Origin of the sequence: Geobacillus subterraneus (assembly GCF_001618685.1) — a bacterium.
In the GTDB taxonomy this organism is placed as follows: Bacteria; Bacillota; Bacilli; order Bacillales; family Anoxybacillaceae; genus Geobacillus; species Geobacillus subterraneus.
In genome coordinates this window covers 3,188,511-3,205,290 of sequence record NZ_CP014342.1, presented here as the reverse complement: position 1 = coordinate 3,205,290, position 16,780 = coordinate 3,188,511, and the positions used below count along the sequence as shown (strand labels likewise).

At 53.2% G+C, this 16,780-nt stretch carries 13 protein-coding genes, 2 tRNA genes, 3 rRNA genes and 1 other RNA gene; all 19 read left to right on the top strand.

Features of this window, described 5'->3' with window-relative positions:
• Window positions 1-44: 44 nt before the first annotated feature.
• The 19 genes from tadA (at window position 45) to yabA (ending at window position 16,739) form a co-directional block, all read left to right on the top strand.
• Complete coding sequence (tadA, locus tag GS3922_RS15665) at window positions 45-527, top strand: tRNA adenosine(34) deaminase TadA (RefSeq protein ID WP_063167072.1); 483 nt, start codon at window positions 45-47, stop codon at window positions 525-527.
• A gap of 53 nt (window positions 528-580) precedes the next feature.
• Window positions 581-845, top strand: an RNA gene (ffs, locus tag GS3922_RS15660) — signal recognition particle sRNA large type.
• Between the two features lie 154 nt (window positions 846-999).
• Entirely contained in the window at window positions 1,000-2,550 is a 1,551-nt protein-coding gene (locus tag GS3922_RS15655; RefSeq protein WP_171698435.1) for an IS1182 family transposase, read from the top strand.
• Between the two features lie 181 nt (window positions 2,551-2,731).
• A complete protein-coding gene (dnaX, locus tag GS3922_RS15650) occupies window positions 2,732-4,411 on the top strand; it encodes a DNA polymerase III subunit gamma/tau (protein ID WP_063167071.1) in 1,680 nt (559 codons plus the stop codon).
• Between the two features lie 25 nt (window positions 4,412-4,436).
• The gene (locus GS3922_RS15645; protein WP_409071365.1) at window positions 4,437-4,760 is read left to right on the top strand and encodes a YbaB/EbfC family nucleoid-associated protein; all 324 of its coding nucleotides are present in this window, start codon (window positions 4,437-4,439) and stop codon (window positions 4,758-4,760) included.
• 9 nt (window positions 4,761-4,769) lie between these two features.
• A complete protein-coding gene (recR, locus tag GS3922_RS15640; protein ID WP_029761869.1) occupies window positions 4,770-5,366 on the top strand; it encodes a recombination mediator RecR in 597 nt (198 codons plus the stop codon).
• A gap of 23 nt (window positions 5,367-5,389) precedes the next feature.
• Window positions 5,390-5,614, top strand: coding sequence for a YaaL family protein (locus tag GS3922_RS15635; RefSeq protein WP_063167069.1), 225 nt, complete (start codon window positions 5,390-5,392; stop codon window positions 5,612-5,614).
• Window positions 5,615-5,693: 79 nt separating this feature from the next.
• Window positions 5,694-5,957, top strand: a complete 264-nt coding sequence (locus tag GS3922_RS15630) for a pro-sigmaK processing inhibitor BofA family protein (RefSeq protein ID WP_063167068.1) — start codon at window positions 5,694-5,696, stop codon at window positions 5,955-5,957.
• Window positions 5,958-6,373: 416 nt separating this feature from the next.
• Window positions 6,374-7,932 (top strand): 16S ribosomal RNA (locus GS3922_RS15625).
• 318 nt (window positions 7,933-8,250) lie between these two features.
• Window positions 8,251-8,324: transfer RNA gene (locus GS3922_RS15620), tRNA-Ile, on the top strand.
• Window positions 8,325-8,335: 11 nt separating this feature from the next.
• Window positions 8,336-8,411 (top strand) — tRNA-Ala (locus GS3922_RS15615).
• Window positions 8,412-8,595: 184 nt separating this feature from the next.
• Window positions 8,596-11,523: ribosomal RNA gene (locus tag GS3922_RS15610) — 23S ribosomal RNA — on the top strand.
• Window positions 11,524-11,713: 190 nt separating this feature from the next.
• Window positions 11,714-11,830: ribosomal RNA gene (gene rrf, locus GS3922_RS15605) — 5S ribosomal RNA — on the top strand.
• Together the 16S, 23S and 5S rRNA genes with 2 tRNA genes alongside form the textbook arrangement of a ribosomal RNA operon.
• A 166-nt stretch (window positions 11,831-11,996) precedes the next feature.
• On the top strand, window positions 11,997-12,203 hold the full coding sequence (locus tag GS3922_RS15600; protein ID WP_063167067.1) for a sigma factor G inhibitor Gin: 207 nt from the start codon (window positions 11,997-11,999) through the stop codon (window positions 12,201-12,203).
• A 150-nt stretch (window positions 12,204-12,353) separates the two neighbouring features.
• Window positions 12,354-13,793, top strand: a complete 1,440-nt coding sequence (locus GS3922_RS15595) for an aminotransferase class I/II-fold pyridoxal phosphate-dependent enzyme (RefSeq protein WP_063167066.1) — start codon at window positions 12,354-12,356, stop codon at window positions 13,791-13,793.
• Between the two features lie 20 nt (window positions 13,794-13,813).
• Complete coding sequence (tmk, locus tag GS3922_RS15590) at window positions 13,814-14,494, top strand: dTMP kinase (RefSeq protein WP_063167436.1); 681 nt, start codon at window positions 13,814-13,816, stop codon at window positions 14,492-14,494.
• Between the two features lie 31 nt (window positions 14,495-14,525).
• On the top strand, window positions 14,526-15,518 hold the full coding sequence (gene holB / locus GS3922_RS15585; protein WP_063167065.1) for a DNA polymerase III subunit delta': 993 nt from the start codon (window positions 14,526-14,528) through the stop codon (window positions 15,516-15,518).
• A 14-nt stretch (window positions 15,519-15,532) separates the two neighbouring features.
• Window positions 15,533-16,360, top strand: coding sequence for a PSP1 domain-containing protein (locus GS3922_RS15580; RefSeq protein WP_063167064.1), 828 nt, complete (start codon window positions 15,533-15,535; stop codon window positions 16,358-16,360).
• Between the two features lie 61 nt (window positions 16,361-16,421).
• A complete protein-coding gene (gene yabA, locus GS3922_RS15575; protein WP_063167435.1) occupies window positions 16,422-16,739 on the top strand; it encodes a DNA replication initiation control protein YabA in 318 nt (105 codons plus the stop codon).
• The last annotated feature ends 41 nt before the right edge of the window (window positions 16,740-16,780 follow it).

The following is a 16,780-nucleotide window of genomic DNA, read 5'->3' as shown; positions in this document are numbered from 1 at the left end:
ATGGAAAGGCAAGAGAAATGACCGTTTGCGCAAAGGGGTATACGATGAACCACGATGAGTATTACATGAGGTTGGCGATTGAAGAGGCAAAAAAAGCCGAGCAAATCGGTGAAGTGCCGATCGGAGCCGTTATCGTCCAAGACGGACGCGTCATCGCCCGCGCCCATAATTTGCGGGAAACGGAGCAACGCGCCATTGCCCATGCGGAAATTTTAGCGATTGATGAAGCGTGCCAGGCGATCGGTTCATGGCGGCTTGAGCGGGCGACGTTGTATGTGACGCTTGAGCCATGCGCCATGTGTGCAGGAGCGATCGTTCTTTCCCGCATTGAGCGGGTTGTGTTTGGCGCCAGCGACCCAAAAGGGGGATGCGCCGGGACGTTGATGAACTTGCTGCAAGAGAGCCGGTTCAACCACCAAGCCGACGTTACTAGCGGCGTATTGGCTAGCGAGTGCGGGTCATTATTAAGCGACTTTTTTCGCCGATTGCGTGGACAAAAGAAAAATGTTGGCGGAAGTTCCAACTAAAATTCCGCCTATTTACGTTGCATTTTTCCGGCAAACGAGCTATACTGATAGTGCCGTGCTAAGCGGGGAGGTAGCGGTGCCCTGTACTCGCAATCCGCTCTAGCGAGGCTGAATCCCTTCTCGAGGTTAGTCTGTTGTGAGGCCTGTCTCAAGCAAGTGGCGTTGACGTCTGGGTCCCGCGCAATGGGATTCCGTGAACCCTGTCAGGTCCGGAAGGAAGCAGCAGTAAGCGGATGCTCCCATGTGCCGCGGGGGTGCCTGGGCTGAGCTAACTGCTTGAGCAACGCTCGGGGCAGCTAATCGACAGAAGGTGCACGGCCTTACATAGGCGAAACAAAGGGGCTGACCCAAAACGCGAATGCGTTTTGGGATCAGCCCCCACTTTTTTGCCTCAAATATAGAAGAATCGCCCTTTTTTCTGGTAGAATAGAGTCACCAAAACCACTACCACCGAAAGAAGGGCGATTCTTTTATGAAACATGATCATATTTCCTTTAAAGAGTATACCATGGACAACCTCTCTTTGCCAAGCAACATCGCCGATCTCATTCCACGGGATAACATGGCCCACGTGGTTCATGAGATGGTTGAACGCATCCCGATGGAGACGTTTCTTGCTTACTACAAAGGAGGGGGCGCCTCCGCCTATCATCCGAAAATGATGACCAAAATTCTCCTTTACGCTTACACCCAAAAAATGTATCATGGCCGTGAGATTGCACGGCAGCTCGAAGTCCACCTTCCCCTCATGTGGCTAAGTGGATTTCAAAAGCCGGACTTCCGCTCCATCAATCGGTTTCGTTCGGAGCGGATGAAAGACCTGATTGACGACCTGTTCCGGGAAATGATCACGCTGCTCGTGGCCGACGGCTATGTCAAGATGGAAGATTATTTTGTGGATGGAACGAAAATTGAAGCGAATGCCAACCGGTACACCTTCGTTTGGCGCAAATCGGCTGAGAAGTACCAGGAGAAACTCCAAGCCAATGTCGATCGGCTGATTGCCCAGATCGAGGCGATCGTGGAAGAAGAAAAGGCGGAAGACATCGACCCTTCGCCGGCCTTTACGTCAGAAGAAATCCGAAAGAAAACCGAGGAGTGGGAAAAACGGTTGGAGGCCGAGCCGGACAACCAACCGTTGAAGAAGGCCATCAAGAAGATGAAGGAGGACTACTTGCCCCGCAGTGAAAAGTATGAACACCAACTCCATGTATGCGGGGATCGCAACAGCTATTCCAAGACCGATGTGGATGCCACCTTCATGCGGTTGAAGGAGGATCACATGCGAAACGGCCAGCTCAAGCCGGCCTATAACGTACAGGTGGGTTCTTCCGGCCAATTTATTTTGGGGTATTCCCTTCATCAGAGGCCGGGCGACACTCGTTGTCTTCTCCCGCATTTGGAGACCGTTCGAGAGAAGTACGGCGTGGAACCCGAACGTTTGATCGCTGACGCGGCTTATGGCTCGGAAGAGAACTACGTGAAGCTGGAAGAGAAGCACATATCGGCCTTGATCAAGTACCATACGTATGAGAAGGAGAACACGCGCAAGGTCAAGAAAAATCCGCATCATCAGCAGAATTGGACCTATGTGGAAGAAGAAGACGTTTGGATTTGCGCCAATGGGAAAAAGCTGGTTCGCACCGGAACTTCGAAACAGACCACGGAATCAGGATACACCTCGGTCACCCGACACTACCAATGCCATGAATGCGAAGGATGTCCGTTCCGTTCGGCCTGCACGACTTCCAAGTATGGACGAACCACGCAATGGAACCCCGTCTATCATGAACAAAAACAGAAAGCCCGCGAACGGTTGGAGAGTGAAGAAGGGCAAGCCCGATACCGCCAACGCCAAACCGACATTGAGAGTGTATTTGGGCAAATCAAACAAAATCGCGGGTTTCGTCGCTTTGTCCTGCGAGGCCTCCAAAAAGTTTCCATCGAATGGGGGCTGGTTTGTGCTGCCCACAATCTTCTCAAAAAAGCCGCTAGGGACAAGCAATTGTCCTTGGTGGCGTAAATGAGGGGGAGAACAGAGTCGGAATTTTGTTCCGTTTGGTAAAATATACAAAAACCAGAGAGGGCTGACTCCAAAAGTCCGCTTTTTGGCGGACTTTTGGGTCAGCCCCTTTTTGTTATTTTAAATTGAAACGAGAAGTTATATAATAAATAGGATGAGAGGAAGAGGAGGGCCGTTTTCCGTGGCATATCAAGCGTTATACCGTGTTTTCCGGCCGCAGCGCTTCGCTGACATGGTCGGTCAGGAACACGTAACGAAAACATTGCAAAGCGCCCTGCTTCAACATAAAATATCGCACGCTTACCTATTTTCCGGTCCCCGCGGAACGGGAAAAACGAGTGCGGCGAAAATTTTCGCCAAGGCGGTCAATTGCGAACATGCTCCGGCGGCTGAACCGTGCAACGAATGCCCCGCTTGCCTCGGCATTACGAACGGAACGGTTCCTGATGTGCTGGAAATTGACGCCGCTTCCAACAACCGTGTCGATGAAATCCGCGACATCCGCGACAAAGTCAAGTTTGCACCGACCTCGGTCCGCTATAAAGTGTACATTATTGACGAAGTGCACATGTTGTCGATCGGCGCGTTTAACGCGCTGCTGAAAACATTAGAAGAGCCGCCGAAACATGTCATTTTTATTTTGGCCACGACCGAGCCGCATAAAATTCCGGCAACGATTATTTCCCGCTGTCAACGGTTCGACTTTCGCCGCATTCCGCTATCGGCCATCGTTTCTCGGCTGAAATACGTAGCGAATGCCCAAGGGGTGGAAGCATCCGATGAGGCGCTGTCAGCCATTGCCCGCGCCGCCGATGGGGGGATGCGCGATGCGCTCAGCCTGCTTGACCAAGCGATTTCGTTTAGCGATGGGAAGCTTGAGCTCGACGATGTGCTGGCGATGACGGGGGCGGCGTCATTTGCCGCATTAGCCGACTTTATTGGGGCCATCTACCGCAAAGATACAGCAGCGGTTCTCCAGCAGTTCGAAGCAACGATGGCGCAAGGGAAAGACCCGAACCGTCTAGTGGAAGATTTAATTTTGTATTATCGCGACCTGTTGCTGTACAAAACCGCCCCCCATGTGGAAGGAGCTATTCAACTTGCAGCCGTCGATGAGGCGTTTACCTCGCTTTCGGAAACGATTCCTCTTTCTGATTTATACGGAGCGATTGAGCTGTTGAACAAAAGCCAGCAAGAGATGAAGTGGACGAACCACCCGCGCCTCCTTTTGGAAGTGGCGCTTGTGAAGCTTTGCCATCAGCCGCCCGCCGCTCCGGCGCGGACCGCCTCCGAGCTGGAACCGTTAGTGAAGCGGATCGAGACGCTGGAAGCCGAACTGCGCCGCCTGAAGGAACAGCCGCCCACTCTTTCATCAGCTGCCGTCCCGACGAAAAAAACGGTGAAGGCGGTAAAAACTGGGGGGTATAAAGCGCCGGTCGGCCGCATTCACGAACTGTTGAAGCAGGCGACGCACGAGGATTTAGCATTGGTGAAAGGGCGCTGGGCTGATGTGCTTGACACGCTGAAGCGGCAGCATAAAGTGTCGCACGCCGCCTTGCTTCAAGAGAGCGAGCCGGTCGCAGCGAGCGCCTCGGCATTTGTGTTAAAGTTTAAGTATGAAATTCACTGCAAAATGGCGACAGATCCGGCGAGCTCCGTGAAGGAAAACGTTGAGACGATTTTGTTCGAACTGACGAACCGGCGGTTTGAAATGGTCGCCATTCCGGAAGAAGAATGGGGAAAAATAAGGGAAGAGTTTATCCGCAACAAAGAAGCCAAAGCGGAAAAAAGCGAAGAAGAACCGTTGATCGCCGAGGCAAAACGGCTGTTCGGCGAAGAGCTGATCGAAATTAAAGAATAAGCGATTGAAGGAGGATCCTAGAATGATGCGTGGTGGAATGGGAAATATGCAAAAAATGTTAAAGCAAATGCAAAAGATGCAAAAAGAAATGCAAAAGGCGCAAGAAGAGTTAGCGGAAAAAACGGTAGAAGGCACAGCTGGGGGCGGCATGGTGACGGTCGTCGCCAATGGTCATAAACAAATTTTAGAGGTCAAAATTAAGGAAGAAGTCGTAGACCCAGACGATATTGAAATGCTGCAAGATTTAATTTTAGCGGCGACAAATGATGCGCTCAAAAAGGCAGATGAACTGGCGAACGACACGATGGGGCAGTTTACGAAAGGGTTAAACATCCCAGGACTGTTCTAGGGGGAAATTATGCATTATCCTGAGCCAATATCGAAGTTAATTGACAGTTTTATGAAACTGCCCGGGATCGGTCCAAAAACAGCCGCCCGCCTTGCATTCCATGTGCTGGCGATGAAAGAGGACACCGTGCTCGAGTTTGCCAAAGCGCTCGTCGATGTGAAGCGCCATATTCATTATTGCACGATTTGCGGACATATTACGGATACAGACCCTTGTTACATCTGCAAAGATGAACGGCGCGACCGAACGATGATTTGCGTCGTCCAAGACCCGAAAGATGTCATCGCTATGGAGAAGATGAAGGAATATAACGGTCTATATCATGTGTTGCACGGGGCCATCTCCCCAATGGAAGGGATCGGTCCGGAAGACATTAAAATCGCCGAGCTGCTGGCAAGATTGCAGGATGAAACGATCCAAGAAGTAATTTTAGCGACCGACCCAAACATTGAAGGGGAGGCGACGGCCATGTATTTATCGCGCCTGCTAAAACCGACAGGGATCAAAGTCACCCGCATCGCCCATGGCCTGCCGGTCGGCGGCGATTTGGAATATGCGGATGAAGTGACATTATCCAAAGCGTTGGAAGGACGCCGTGAGCTGTAGAGAGAAAGAAGGTGGGGATCGGTTTGCTATGGCGGCGGAAGGGAAAACTAAAAAGACAATTTGATGAAAAACTAATCGCCGAGCTGCAAAAAGCAAGAACCGAGTGGCTCGAACAAAAACAGCTTATCGAAAAAAGCGTTGATCCATCGCAGGAGGTGCTGAGCGCGCTCCAACTGGCGGAGGCGAAATATTTTTTTCTCCTCCGCGAAGCGAAGCACCGCCGCATCACTTTGAAGGAAGTGCGTTGACTTCCTTATTTTTTTGTTCTTTTTTCCCCTTTGTTTCATACGTTTGTAGTACAAGCGTGCAAAAAAGGGGGTTCAATCATTGGAACCGGAAATCGTCATTACGGTGCTGTTAACGCTGATCGCCGTGCTCCTTATTGTCGGCGCTCGCCTTAAGGCGCTTCGCTTTGTCGGCTATGCCGCCATCCGCTTAATCGTCGGCGCACTCGCGCTGTTTGTCATCAATGCCGTTGGCGGACATTTTAACATTCATATCCCGATTAACCTGATTACCTCGCTTGTTTGTGGATTTCTTGGCCTCCCAGGGGCTGCAGCATTAATTGTGATTGACCAATATATTTTGTGAAGAGCAGTTCATCTGAAATAAAGTTATGAAAAGGCACCATTCTAGCCAAAATGCCTTTTCATTTTTTTTGTTAAAAAACTATTGACTTTTATATAGATATCAAGTATATTGATAAACGTCGCTGTTAATAAACAAAAAACGATTGACAACGACGTGGATGGTAAGTATAATAAGAAAAGTGTGCAACACTTAATCAAAAGTTCCTTGAAAACTAAACAAAACACAAGCGTCATACGAAAAGCGGAGGCCGCCCGTCTATCGGCGAAACGCGCTGGAGGGCCTGCGAGGAGGTTATCGCCGCCGCAGCAGGACCGAAGCGTCGCGAGCCGATGGCGGCTGAAGCTAGACAATTCGAAAAGTGGAGGCCGCTTGACACGTTTGGTGTCGGCGCCGAAGCTTACAAAGCCAATCAACTTTCTTTGGAGAGTTTGATCCTGGCTCAGGACGAACGCTGGCGGCGTGCCTAATACATGCAAGTCGAGCGGACCGAATGAGAGCTTGCTCTTGTTTGGTCAGCGGCGGACGGGTGAGTAACACGTGGGCAACCTGCCCGCAAGACCGGGATAACTCCGGGAAACCGGAGCTAATACCGGATAACACCGAAGACCGCATGGTCTTCGGTTGAAAGGCGGCCTTTGGCTGTCACTTGCGGATGGGCCCGCGGCGCATTAGCTAGTTGGTGAGGTAACGGCTCACCAAGGCGACGATGCGTAGCCGGCCTGAGAGGGTGACCGGCCACACTGGGACTGAGACACGGCCCAGACTCCTACGGGAGGCAGCAGTAGGGAATCTTCCGCAATGGACGAAAGTCTGACGGAGCGACGCCGCGTGAGCGAAGAAGGCCTTCGGGTCGTAAAGCTCTGTTGTGAGGGACGAAGGAGCGCCGTTTGAACAAGGCGGCGCGGTGACGGTACCTCACGAGAAAGCCCCGGCTAACTACGTGCCAGCAGCCGCGGTAATACGTAGGGGGCGAGCGTTGTCCGGAATTATTGGGCGTAAAGCGCGCGCAGGCGGTTCCTTAAGTCTGATGTGAAAGCCCACGGCTCAACCGTGGAGGGTCATTGGAAACTGGGGGACTTGAGTGCAGGAGAGGAGAGCGGAATTCCACGTGTAGCGGTGAAATGCGTAGAGATGTGGAGGAACACCAGTGGCGAAGGCGGCTCTCTGGCCTGTAACTGACGCTGAGGCGCGAAAGCGTGGGGAGCAAACAGGATTAGATACCCTGGTAGTCCACGCCGTAAACGATGAGTGCTAAGTGTTAGAGGGGTCACACCCTTTAGTGCTGCAGCTAACGCGATAAGCACTCCGCCTGGGGAGTACGGCCGCAAGGCTGAAACTCAAAGGAATTGACGGGGGCCCGCACAAGCGGTGGAGCATGTGGTTTAATTCGAAGCAACGCGAAGAACCTTACCAGGTCTTGACATCCCCTGACAACCCAAGAGATTGGGCGTTCCCCCTTCGGGGGGGACAGGGTGACAGGTGGTGCATGGTTGTCGTCAGCTCGTGTCGTGAGATGTTGGGTTAAGTCCCGCAACGAGCGCAACCCTTGCCTCTAGTTGCCAGCATTCAGTTGGGCACTCTAGAGGGACTGCCGGCGAAAAGTCGGAGGAAGGTGGGGATGACGTCAAATCATCATGCCCCTTATGACCTGGGCTACACACGTGCTACAATGGGCGGTACAAAGGGCTGCGAACCCGCGAGGGGGAGCGAATCCCAAAAAGCCGCTCTCAGTTCGGATTGCAGGCTGCAACTCGCCTGCATGAAGCCGGAATCGCTAGTAATCGCGGATCAGCATGCCGCGGTGAATACGTTCCCGGGCCTTGTACACACCGCCCGTCACACCACGAGAGCTTGCAACACCCGAAGTCGGTGAGGTAACCCTTACGGGAGCCAGCCGCCGAAGGTGGGGCAAGTGATTGGGGTGAAGTCGTAACAAGGTAGCCGTACCGGAAGGTGCGGCTGGATCACCTCCTTTCTAAGGGGAAAAGCGAAGGCCGCCCGCCTATCGGCGAAACGCGCTGGAGGGCCTGCGAGGAGGCTATGCCGCCGCAGCAGGACCGAAGCGTCGCGAGCCGATGGCGGCCGGAGCTAGACAGTACGAAAAGCGGAAGCGCCGCGATCGGCTCTCGAAGCCAAATGTTTTTCACCCGCAGGGGTGCTTGCACCCCGAGGGGGAAGGTTATTTGACAGAAGAGAGTCAGGCGCTGGAGCTAGACAGTCGGTTTGATATATAATGACGCTTGTTGTTTTGTTTAGTTTTGAGGGAATGGGTTATTCTCTGCACATACATTATGGGCCTATAGCTCAGCTGGTCAGAGCGCACGCCTGATAAGCGTGAGGTCGGTGGTTCAAGTCCACTTAGGCCCATCCTATATTGTGGGGCCTTAGCTCAGCTGGGAGAGCGCCTGCTTTGCACGCAGGAGGTCATCGGTTCGATCCCGATAGGCTCCACCATTTTAAGTGAACAGAAATCGTTCCTTGAAAACTAGATAACCGGAAGAGCTGAGGTGCCGCGGTAGCTCTCGAAGCCAAATGTTCTTCACCCGCAGGGATGCTTGCATCCCAAGGGGGGAGGTTATTTGGCAGAAGAGAGCTAGGTGCCGAAGCTAGACAATAAGGAAGAAGCCGAGATGCTGTAGGTTAAGCTAGAAAGGGCGCACGGTGGATGCCTTGGCACTAGGAGCCGATGAAGGACGGGGCAAACGCCGAAACGCTCCGGGGAGCTGTAAGCAAGCGTTGATCCGGAGATGTCCGAATGGGGGAACCCCCTGTCCGTAATGGGACAGGATCCATGCCTGAATCCATAGGGTATGGAGGGCACACCCGGGGAACTGAAACATCTTAGTACCCGGAGGAGAAGAAAGCAAACGCGATTCCCTGAGTAGCGGCGAGCGAAACGGGAACAGCCCAAACCAAGAGGCGTGCCTCTTGGGGTTGTAGGACCGCTCATATGGGAGTGAGAAAGGAACGGGGTAGACGAACCGGTCTGGAACGGCCGGCCAGAGAAGGTGAGAGCCCTGTAGTCGAAACTTCGTTCCCTCCCGAGCGGCTCCTGAGTACGGCGGGACACGGGAAATCCCGTCGGAAGCAGGGAGGACCATCTCCCAAGGCTAAATACTCCCTAGTGACCGATAGTGAACCAGTACCGTGAGGGAAAGGTGAAAAGCACCCCGGAAGGGGAGTGAAAGAGAACCTGAAACCGTGTGCCTACAAGTAGTCAGAGCCCGTTCATGGGTGATGGCGTGCCTTTTGTAGAATGAACCGGCGAGTGACGATGGCGTGCGAGGTTAAGCCAGGAAGGCGGAGCCGCAGCGAAAGCGAGTCTGAACAGGGCGCATGAGTACGTCGTCGTCGACCCGAAACCAGGTGATCTACCCATGTCCAGGGTGAAGGCCGGGTAACACCGGCTGGAGGCCCGAACCCACGCACGTTGAAAAGTGCGGGGATGAGGTGTGGGTAGGGGTGAAATGCCAATCGAACTTGGAGATAGCTGGTTCTCCCCGAAATAGCTTTAGGGCTAGCCTCAAGGTAAGAGTGTTGGAGGTAGAGCACTGATTGGGCTAGGGGCCCTCATCGGGTTACCGAACCCAGTCAAACTCCGAATGCCAATGACTTATCCTTGGGAGTCAGACTGCGAGTGATAAGATCCGTGGTCAAGAGGGAAACAGCCCAGATCGCCAGCTAAGGCCCCTAAGTGCACGTTCAGTGGAAAAGGATGTGGAGTTGCGAAGACAACCAGGATGTTGGCTTAGAAGCAGCCACCATTTAAAGAGTGCGTAATAGCTCACTGGTCGAGTGACTCTGCGCCGAAAATGTACCGGGGCTAAACGTGCCGCCGAAGCTGCGGGATGACCGTTGGTCATCGGTAGGGGAGCGTTCTAAGGGCAGAGAAGCCAGACCGGAAGGACTGGTGGAGCGCTTAGAAGTGAGAATGCCGGTATGAGTAGCGAAAACAGAGGTGAGAATCCTCTGCGCCGAAAGCCTAAGGGTTCCTGAGGAAGGTTCGTCCGCTCAGGGTTAGTCGGGACCTAAGCCGAGGCCGAAAGGCGTAGGTGATGGACAACAGGTTGAGATTCCTGTACCACCTCCTTCCCGTTTGAGCGATGGGGGGACGCAGGAGGATAGGGTGAGCAGGCGGCTGGAAGAGCCTGTCCAAGCAGTGAGGCTGGCCAGTAGGCAAATCCGCTGGCCGTAAGGCTAAGCTGTGATGGCGACGGATTTGATCCGGAAGTCCCTGATTCCACACTGCCAAGAAAAGCCTCTAGCGAGGGAAGAGGTGCCCGTACCACAAACCGACACAGGTAGGCGAGGAGAGAATCCTAAGGCGCGCGGGAGAACTCTCGTTAAGGAACTCGGCAAAATGACCCCGTAACTTCGGGAGAAGGGGTGCTCTTTCGGGTGAAGAGCCTGGAAGAGCCGCAGTGAAAAGGCCCAAGCGACTGTTTATCAAAAACACAGGTCTCTGCGAAGCCGAAAGGCGAAGTATAGGGGCTGACACCTGCCCGGTGCTGGAAGGTTAAGGGGAGCGCTTAGCGCAAGCGAAGGTGCGAACCGAAGCCCCAGTAAACGGCGGCCGTAACTATAACGGTCCTAAGGTAGCGAAATTCCTTGTCGGGTAAGTTCCGACCCGCACGAAAGGTGTAACGACTTGGGCACTGTCTCAACGAGAGACCCGGTGAAATTATACTACCTGTGAAGATGCAGGTTACCCGCGACAGGACGGAAAGACCCCGTGGAGCTTTACTGCAGCCTGATATGGAATTTTGGTATCGCTTGTACAGGATAGGTGGGAGCCTGAGAAGCCGGAGCGCCAGCTTCGGTGGAGGCGTCGGTGGGATACCACCCTGGCGGTATTGAAATTCTAACCCGCACCCCTTAGCGGGGTGGGAGACAGTGTCAGGTGGGCAGTTTGACTGGGGCGGTCGCCTCCCAAAAGGTAACGGAGGCGCCCAAAGGTTCCCTCAGAATGGTTGGAAATCATTCGGAGAGTGCAAAGGCACAAGGGAGCTTGACTGCGAGACGGACAGGTCGAGCAGGGACGAAAGTCGGGCTTAGTGATCCGGTGGTTCCGCATGGAAGGGCCATCGCTCAACGGATAAAAGCTACCCCGGGGATAACAGGCTGATCTCCCCCAAGAGTCCACATCGACGGGGAGGTTTGGCACCTCGATGTCGGCTCATCGCATCCTGGGGCTGTAGTCGGTCCCAAGGGTTGGGCTGTTCGCCCATTAAAGCGGTACGCGAGCTGGGTTCAGAACGTCGTGAGACAGTTCGGTCCCTATCCGTCGCGGGCGCAGGAAATTTGAGAGGAGCTGTCCTTAGTACGAGAGGACCGGGATGGACGCACCGCTGGTGTACCAGTTGTCCCGCCAGGGGCACCGCTGGGTAGCTATGTGCGGACGGGATAAGCGCTGAAAGCATCTAAGCGTGAAGCCCCCCTCAAGATGAGATTTCCCATCGCGTTAGGCGAGTAAGATCCCTCGAAGATGACGAGGTCGATAGGTCCGAGGTGGAAGCGTGGCGACACGTGGAGCTGACGGATACTAATCGATCGAGGGCTTAACCTAGAAAAGCGGAGGCCGCCTGCCTATCGGCGAAACGCGCTGGAGGGCCTGCGAGGAGGCTGTCGCCGCCGCAGCAGGACCGAAGCGTCGGGAGCCGATGGCGGCCGGAGCTAGACAAAAAGCGGAAGCGCCGCGGCTTCTTCCCCCACACGGTTATCTAGTTTTGAGGGAATGATCCCACAACATTATATCGCCTAGTGGTGATAGCGGAGAGGAAACACCCGTTCCCATCCCGAACACGGAAGTTAAGCTCTCCAGCGCCGATGGTAGTTGGGGCCAGCGCCCCTGCAAGAGTAGGTCGCTGCTAGGCAATGGAAAGCAGCCAATCGTGCCTGAGGCACAATTGGCTGCTTTCGTTTTTTATTCGGAACACTTAAAATAAATCCCCGGTGCGCGCGGTGGAGCGTTCAATCTTTCCATCTACTAGTATAGAATGTTATCAATGTGGGAAACATAGAGGATGGGAGGTGGAGAGCGTGAGGACATCGGCGATTGGCCAAAACAAACGTGGAAACGTGTGCATTGTTTGTGAACAAGAAAAAGAGGAAGGTATTTTTCTTTTTGGCCATTTTCTTTGTTTGGATTGCCACCGGGCAATGGTGCAAACGAATACGGACGATCCGAATTACGCATTTTATGTGCGGCAGCTGCGGAAAATGATGACCTCTAAAATTTATTCGTAAAGGCCTGTATCGGGCCTGTTTTTATTTGTTTTGCTTTGTGCAAAAAACAGCTGGGTGCTGTGTGCGCGTTTCTTTTCGAGACGGTTCGTGTTAATATTATTTTGTTATTCAGATGGGTAGGTAGGAGAGCAGCAAGGAAAGAGGGTTAACATGAATCAAGCAAAAACCCCTTTATATGACGCGTTAATGCGCCATTGGGCGCGCCGTCCGATTTCGTTCCACGTGCCGGGTCATAAATATGGCGCCGTGTTTTCGAAACGGGCGGGGGATGTGTTTTCTTCGGTATTGACGTTGGATGCGACGGAGATTTCCGGACTTGATGACTTGCACCATCCGGAAGCGGCCATTGCTGAGGCGCAGGCATTGGCAGCCGAACTGTATGGCGCCGAGGAAACATTTTTCCTTGTGAACGGATCGACGGCAGGAAATTTAGCGATGATCGCCGCCGTATGTGATGAAAAGAAGCGGAAAGTCATTGTGCAACGCAACTGCCATAAATCAGTAATGCATGCACTGCAGCTCATGGGGGCGACCCCTGTTCTTCTCTCTCCTGAGTTTGACAGCGATATGCACGTTGCTTCGCACGTTTGCGTGGAAGCTATCAAAGAGGCGCTTGCCCTTCATCGCGACGCCGCTGCCGTTGTATTGACGAACCCGAATTATTATGGGATGTCGATTGATTTAACAGAAATCGTCCGTCTAGCTCATGACTATGGGGTTCCCGTGCTTGTCGATGAGGCGCATGGCGCCCATTTCGTCCTCGGCCCTCCGTTTCCGAAGCCGGCGCTTGCTTGCGGTGCCGATGTAGTTGTGCAGTCGGCGCATAAAACATTGCCGGCGATGACGATGGGGGCGTTTTTGCATGTGAACAGCGGGCGCATCGATGTAGAGCGGTTGAAATATTTTTTGCAGCTGTTTCAATCGAGCAGCCCGTCTTACCCGATTATGGCGTCGCTTGACTTGGCGCGAAGCTATGTCGCCGAGCTTGCGGAAGATGACGTGGCGGCGATGGCAGCAGAAATTGAAGAATTCAAGGCGGCATTGGCCCATATAGATGGGGTGGCGGTCGTTTCTTCCCGACAGCCCGATGTGCAGACGGACCTGCTGAAAGTGACGGTACAAACGCGCAGTTCGCTGACGGGGTATGAATTGCAGCAACGGCTCGAGCGCGAAGGGGTGTTTACGGAACTGGCCGATCCGTTGAACGTTCTGCTCGTTTGTCCGCTCGCTGCAACTGGCAGGCTTATGGAGGCGGTGCGAAAAATGAAGCGGGCTTGGCGCGGGTTGCCGGCTGACGAGACGCCGTTGCTTGGCTCCTTTCCATTTTTACGCCCGCCGCTCTCGGTGTTAGTCCCGTATGATGAACTGCGCGATGTACGGAAAAAAGCGGTCGCTTTAGAGGAGGCGGAAGGGTATGTGGCGGCGGAAACGGTCATTCCATACCCGCCTGGAGTGCCGCTTATGTGGATCGGCGAACGAATCGACCGCGGTCATATTGAACAAATTCGCCAGCTTCTCCGCCATCGGGCGCATGTGCAAGGCGGAAGCCGGCTCGGGGATGGATTGCTTGTCGTATATGAACTTCGATGACGGAAAGGGTGCTGCGGGTGATGAACGGGTATTTTTTTTCGTTTGAGGGGCCGGAAGGGGCCGGAAAAACGACGATGATCGGCAAGCTCGAGTCGTTTTTGCGCGGGCGAGGTTTTGACGTAATGGTAACGAGGGAGCCCGGCGGAGTGCGCATCGCTGAGGCGATTCGCGCGCTCATTTTAAATCGCGAGTATACAGAAATGGACGGGCGGACGGAAGCGCTTTTGTATGCGGCGGCGAGGCGGCAGCATTTGCTTGAGAAAATTGTTCCGGCGCTCGAGGCGGGCCGCGTTGTGCTGTGCGATCGATTTGTCGACAGCTCGCTCGCCTACCAAGGATTTGCCCGCGGGCTTGGTGTCGAAGAAGTATGGAAAATTAACGAGTTTGCCATTGATGGGTATATGCCGTCATTGACGGTTTATTTTGATATTGATCCGCACATCGGGCTCGAACGGATTCGGCAAAACCGGGAGAGGGAAGTAAACCGGCTCGATCTTGAATCGTTGTCTTTTCATGATAAGGTAAGGGAAGGATATCGGGAGTTGGCGAAGCGGTTTACCGATCGGATCGTTGTCATTGATGCAAGCCGACCGCTCGATGATGTGTTTTCCGAGACGGCGGCGGCGGTGCTCTCCCGCCTTGAAGGAAGATCAAAGCGTGATTTCCATGAATCCGGCCGTGATGATTCGCACTGGACATGATAGAATAGAAGGTAAGAAACGAGAAAGAGTGATGGCGATGCGATGGGAACAGCTAGCAAAACGCCAGCCAGTCGTGGCGAAAATGCTGCAAAGCGGCCTTGAAAAAGGGCGGATTTCCCATGCGTACTTGTTTGAAGGGCAGCGGGGGACGGGAAAAAAAGCGGCCGGTTTGTTGTTGGCAAAAAGCTTATTTTGTCTATCCCCGTCAGGAATTGCGCCTTGTTTGGAATGCCGTAACTGCCGGCGCATCGATTCCGGAAACCATCCGGACGTTCGGGTAGTCAGCCCGGATGGCGGATCGATTAAGAAAGAACAAATCGAATGGCTGCAACAGGAGTTCATGAAAACGGCTGTGGAATCTGACAAAAAGATGTATATTGTCGAACATGCTGATCAAATGACGACAAGCGCTGCCAACAGCTTGCTGAAATTTTTGGAGGAGCCGCATCCAGGAACGGTGGCGGTGTTGTTAACCGAACAATACCATCGCCTGTTAGGAACGGTCATTTCCCGCTGTCAAGTGCTTTCCTTCCGGCCGCTGCCGCCGGAAGAACTCGCCGATCAGCTCGTTGAAGAGCGCGTGCCGCTGACGTTGGCGTTGCTCGCCGCCCACTTGACGAACAGCTACGATGAAGCGTTGGCGCTCAGCCAAGAGCGTTGGTTTGCCGAGGCGCGAACGTTAGTGCTACAATTATACGAGATGCTTGGCAAGCCGGAGTTGCAGCTGCTGTTTTTTATCCACGACCGTTTGTTTCCTCATTTTCCAGAAAAACATCAGCTCGATCTCGGGCTCGACTTGCTTTTGTATATATATCGCGATTTGTTGCACATTCAAGCTGGAAGGACGGATAGCGCATTATACCGGGATGAGCTTGACCGCCTGCAGCGCTGGGCGCTTTCTTGCCCACAACGGCGGATCCTAGACAGCATGGAAGCAATTTTGCAGGCGAAAGCGCGTTTAACTACGACGAATATGAGCACGGCGCTGCTTGTAGAGCAGCTGGCTCTTCAACTAAAGAGGTAAAGGAGGGAGAACCGTTGTATACTGTCGTCGGCGTCCGTTTTAAAAAGGCGGGAAAAATTTATTATTTTGATCCAGGCGATTTTGTCATTCCCGCCGGTGAGTTTGTCATTGTCGAGACGGCGCGCGGCATTGAATACGGAAAAGTCGTCATCGCCAATAAACAAGTCGATGAAAACGATATCGTGCTGCCGCTCAAAAAAGTGATTCGCGTGGCGAATGAAAAAGATAAATGGATCGTTGAAGAAAATAAAAAAGCGGCGCGTGAGGCGTATGACATTTGCCTGCGCAAGGTCGAAGAGCATGGCCTTGAGATGAAGCTCGTGGATGTAGAATATACGTTTGACCGCAATAAAGTCATCTTTTACTTCACCGCCGACGGGCGTGTCGATTTCCGTGAGCTCGTCAAAGACTTGGCATCGATTTTCCGCACCCGCATCGAGCTGCGACAAATCGGGGTGCGCGATGAGGCGAAAATGCTCGGCGGCATCGGCCCGTGCGGCCGGATGCTTTGCTGCTCGACATTTCTTGGCGATTTTGAACCGGTATCGATCAAAATGGCGAAGGATCAGAATTTGTCGCTTAACCCGACGAAAATTTCCGGATTGTGTGGACGGTTGATGTGCTGCTTGAAATATGAGAGTGAGGAGTATGAGACGGCAAAAGAGCAGCTTCCAGATTTAGGAGAGTATGTCGAGACACCGTATGGCTTTGGCAAAGTGGTCGGTTTGAACATTTTAGAGCGGGTGCTGCAAATCGAATTGCCGGAGCACGGCCGGGTCGTCGAATATACGCTTGATGAGTTGATGAAGAACGGAACGTTATCGATTCGTGTCGCAGATTAATTTGGGGTGGGGCCATGTGGAAAAGGTAGATAAAAAAGAAGTGTTTCAATCGGTGGCAAACATGGAAGAGCATCTGAGCCATTTTTACCGTGAGCTTGTGCAGCTGAAACAGCGCGTAGCCGAGCTGTTGGAGGAAAACCATCAGCTGCAAATCGAAAACGCCCATCTGCGCCGGCGGCTTGAGCAGCTGCTTGAGGCATGGGAAGAGGAAAAACGAAAAGAGACGAAGCATGGCAAAAAGCTGATCGACATTGGCGAAGGGTATGACAATTTAGCCCGCCTTTACCAAGAAGGGTTCCATATTTGCCACGTCCACTACGGAAGCGTACGCACAGAGGGCGATTGCTTGTTTTGTTTATCGTTTTTAAACAAAAAATAAAGGTAATGCAACCCTTTCCGCTCCGGAAAGGTTATTTTTTT

Bases quoted from the DNA above. Each gene is read 5' to 3' on its own strand.
- yabA (WP_063167435.1), top strand. From the start codon at position 16,422: ATGGAAGAGCATCTGAGCCATTTTTACCGTGAGCTTGTGCAGCTGAAA.
- GS3922_RS15655 (WP_171698435.1), top strand. From the start codon at position 1,000: ATGAAACATGATCATATTTCCTTTAAAGAGTATACCATGGACAACCTC.
- tadA (WP_063167072.1), top strand. From the start codon at position 45: ATGAACCACGATGAGTATTACATGAGGTTGGCGATTGAAGAGGCAAAA.
- GS3922_RS15645 (WP_409071365.1), top strand. From the start codon at position 4,437: ATGCGTGGTGGAATGGGAAATATGCAAAAAATGTTAAAGCAAATGCAA.
- holB (WP_063167065.1), top strand. From the start codon at position 14,526: ATGGCGATGCGATGGGAACAGCTAGCAAAACGCCAGCCAGTCGTGGCG.
- recR (WP_029761869.1), top strand. From the start codon at position 4,770: ATGCATTATCCTGAGCCAATATCGAAGTTAATTGACAGTTTTATGAAA.
- tmk (WP_063167436.1), top strand. From the start codon at position 13,814: ATGAACGGGTATTTTTTTTCGTTTGAGGGGCCGGAAGGGGCCGGAAAA.
- GS3922_RS15595 (WP_063167066.1), top strand. From the start codon at position 12,354: ATGAATCAAGCAAAAACCCCTTTATATGACGCGTTAATGCGCCATTGG.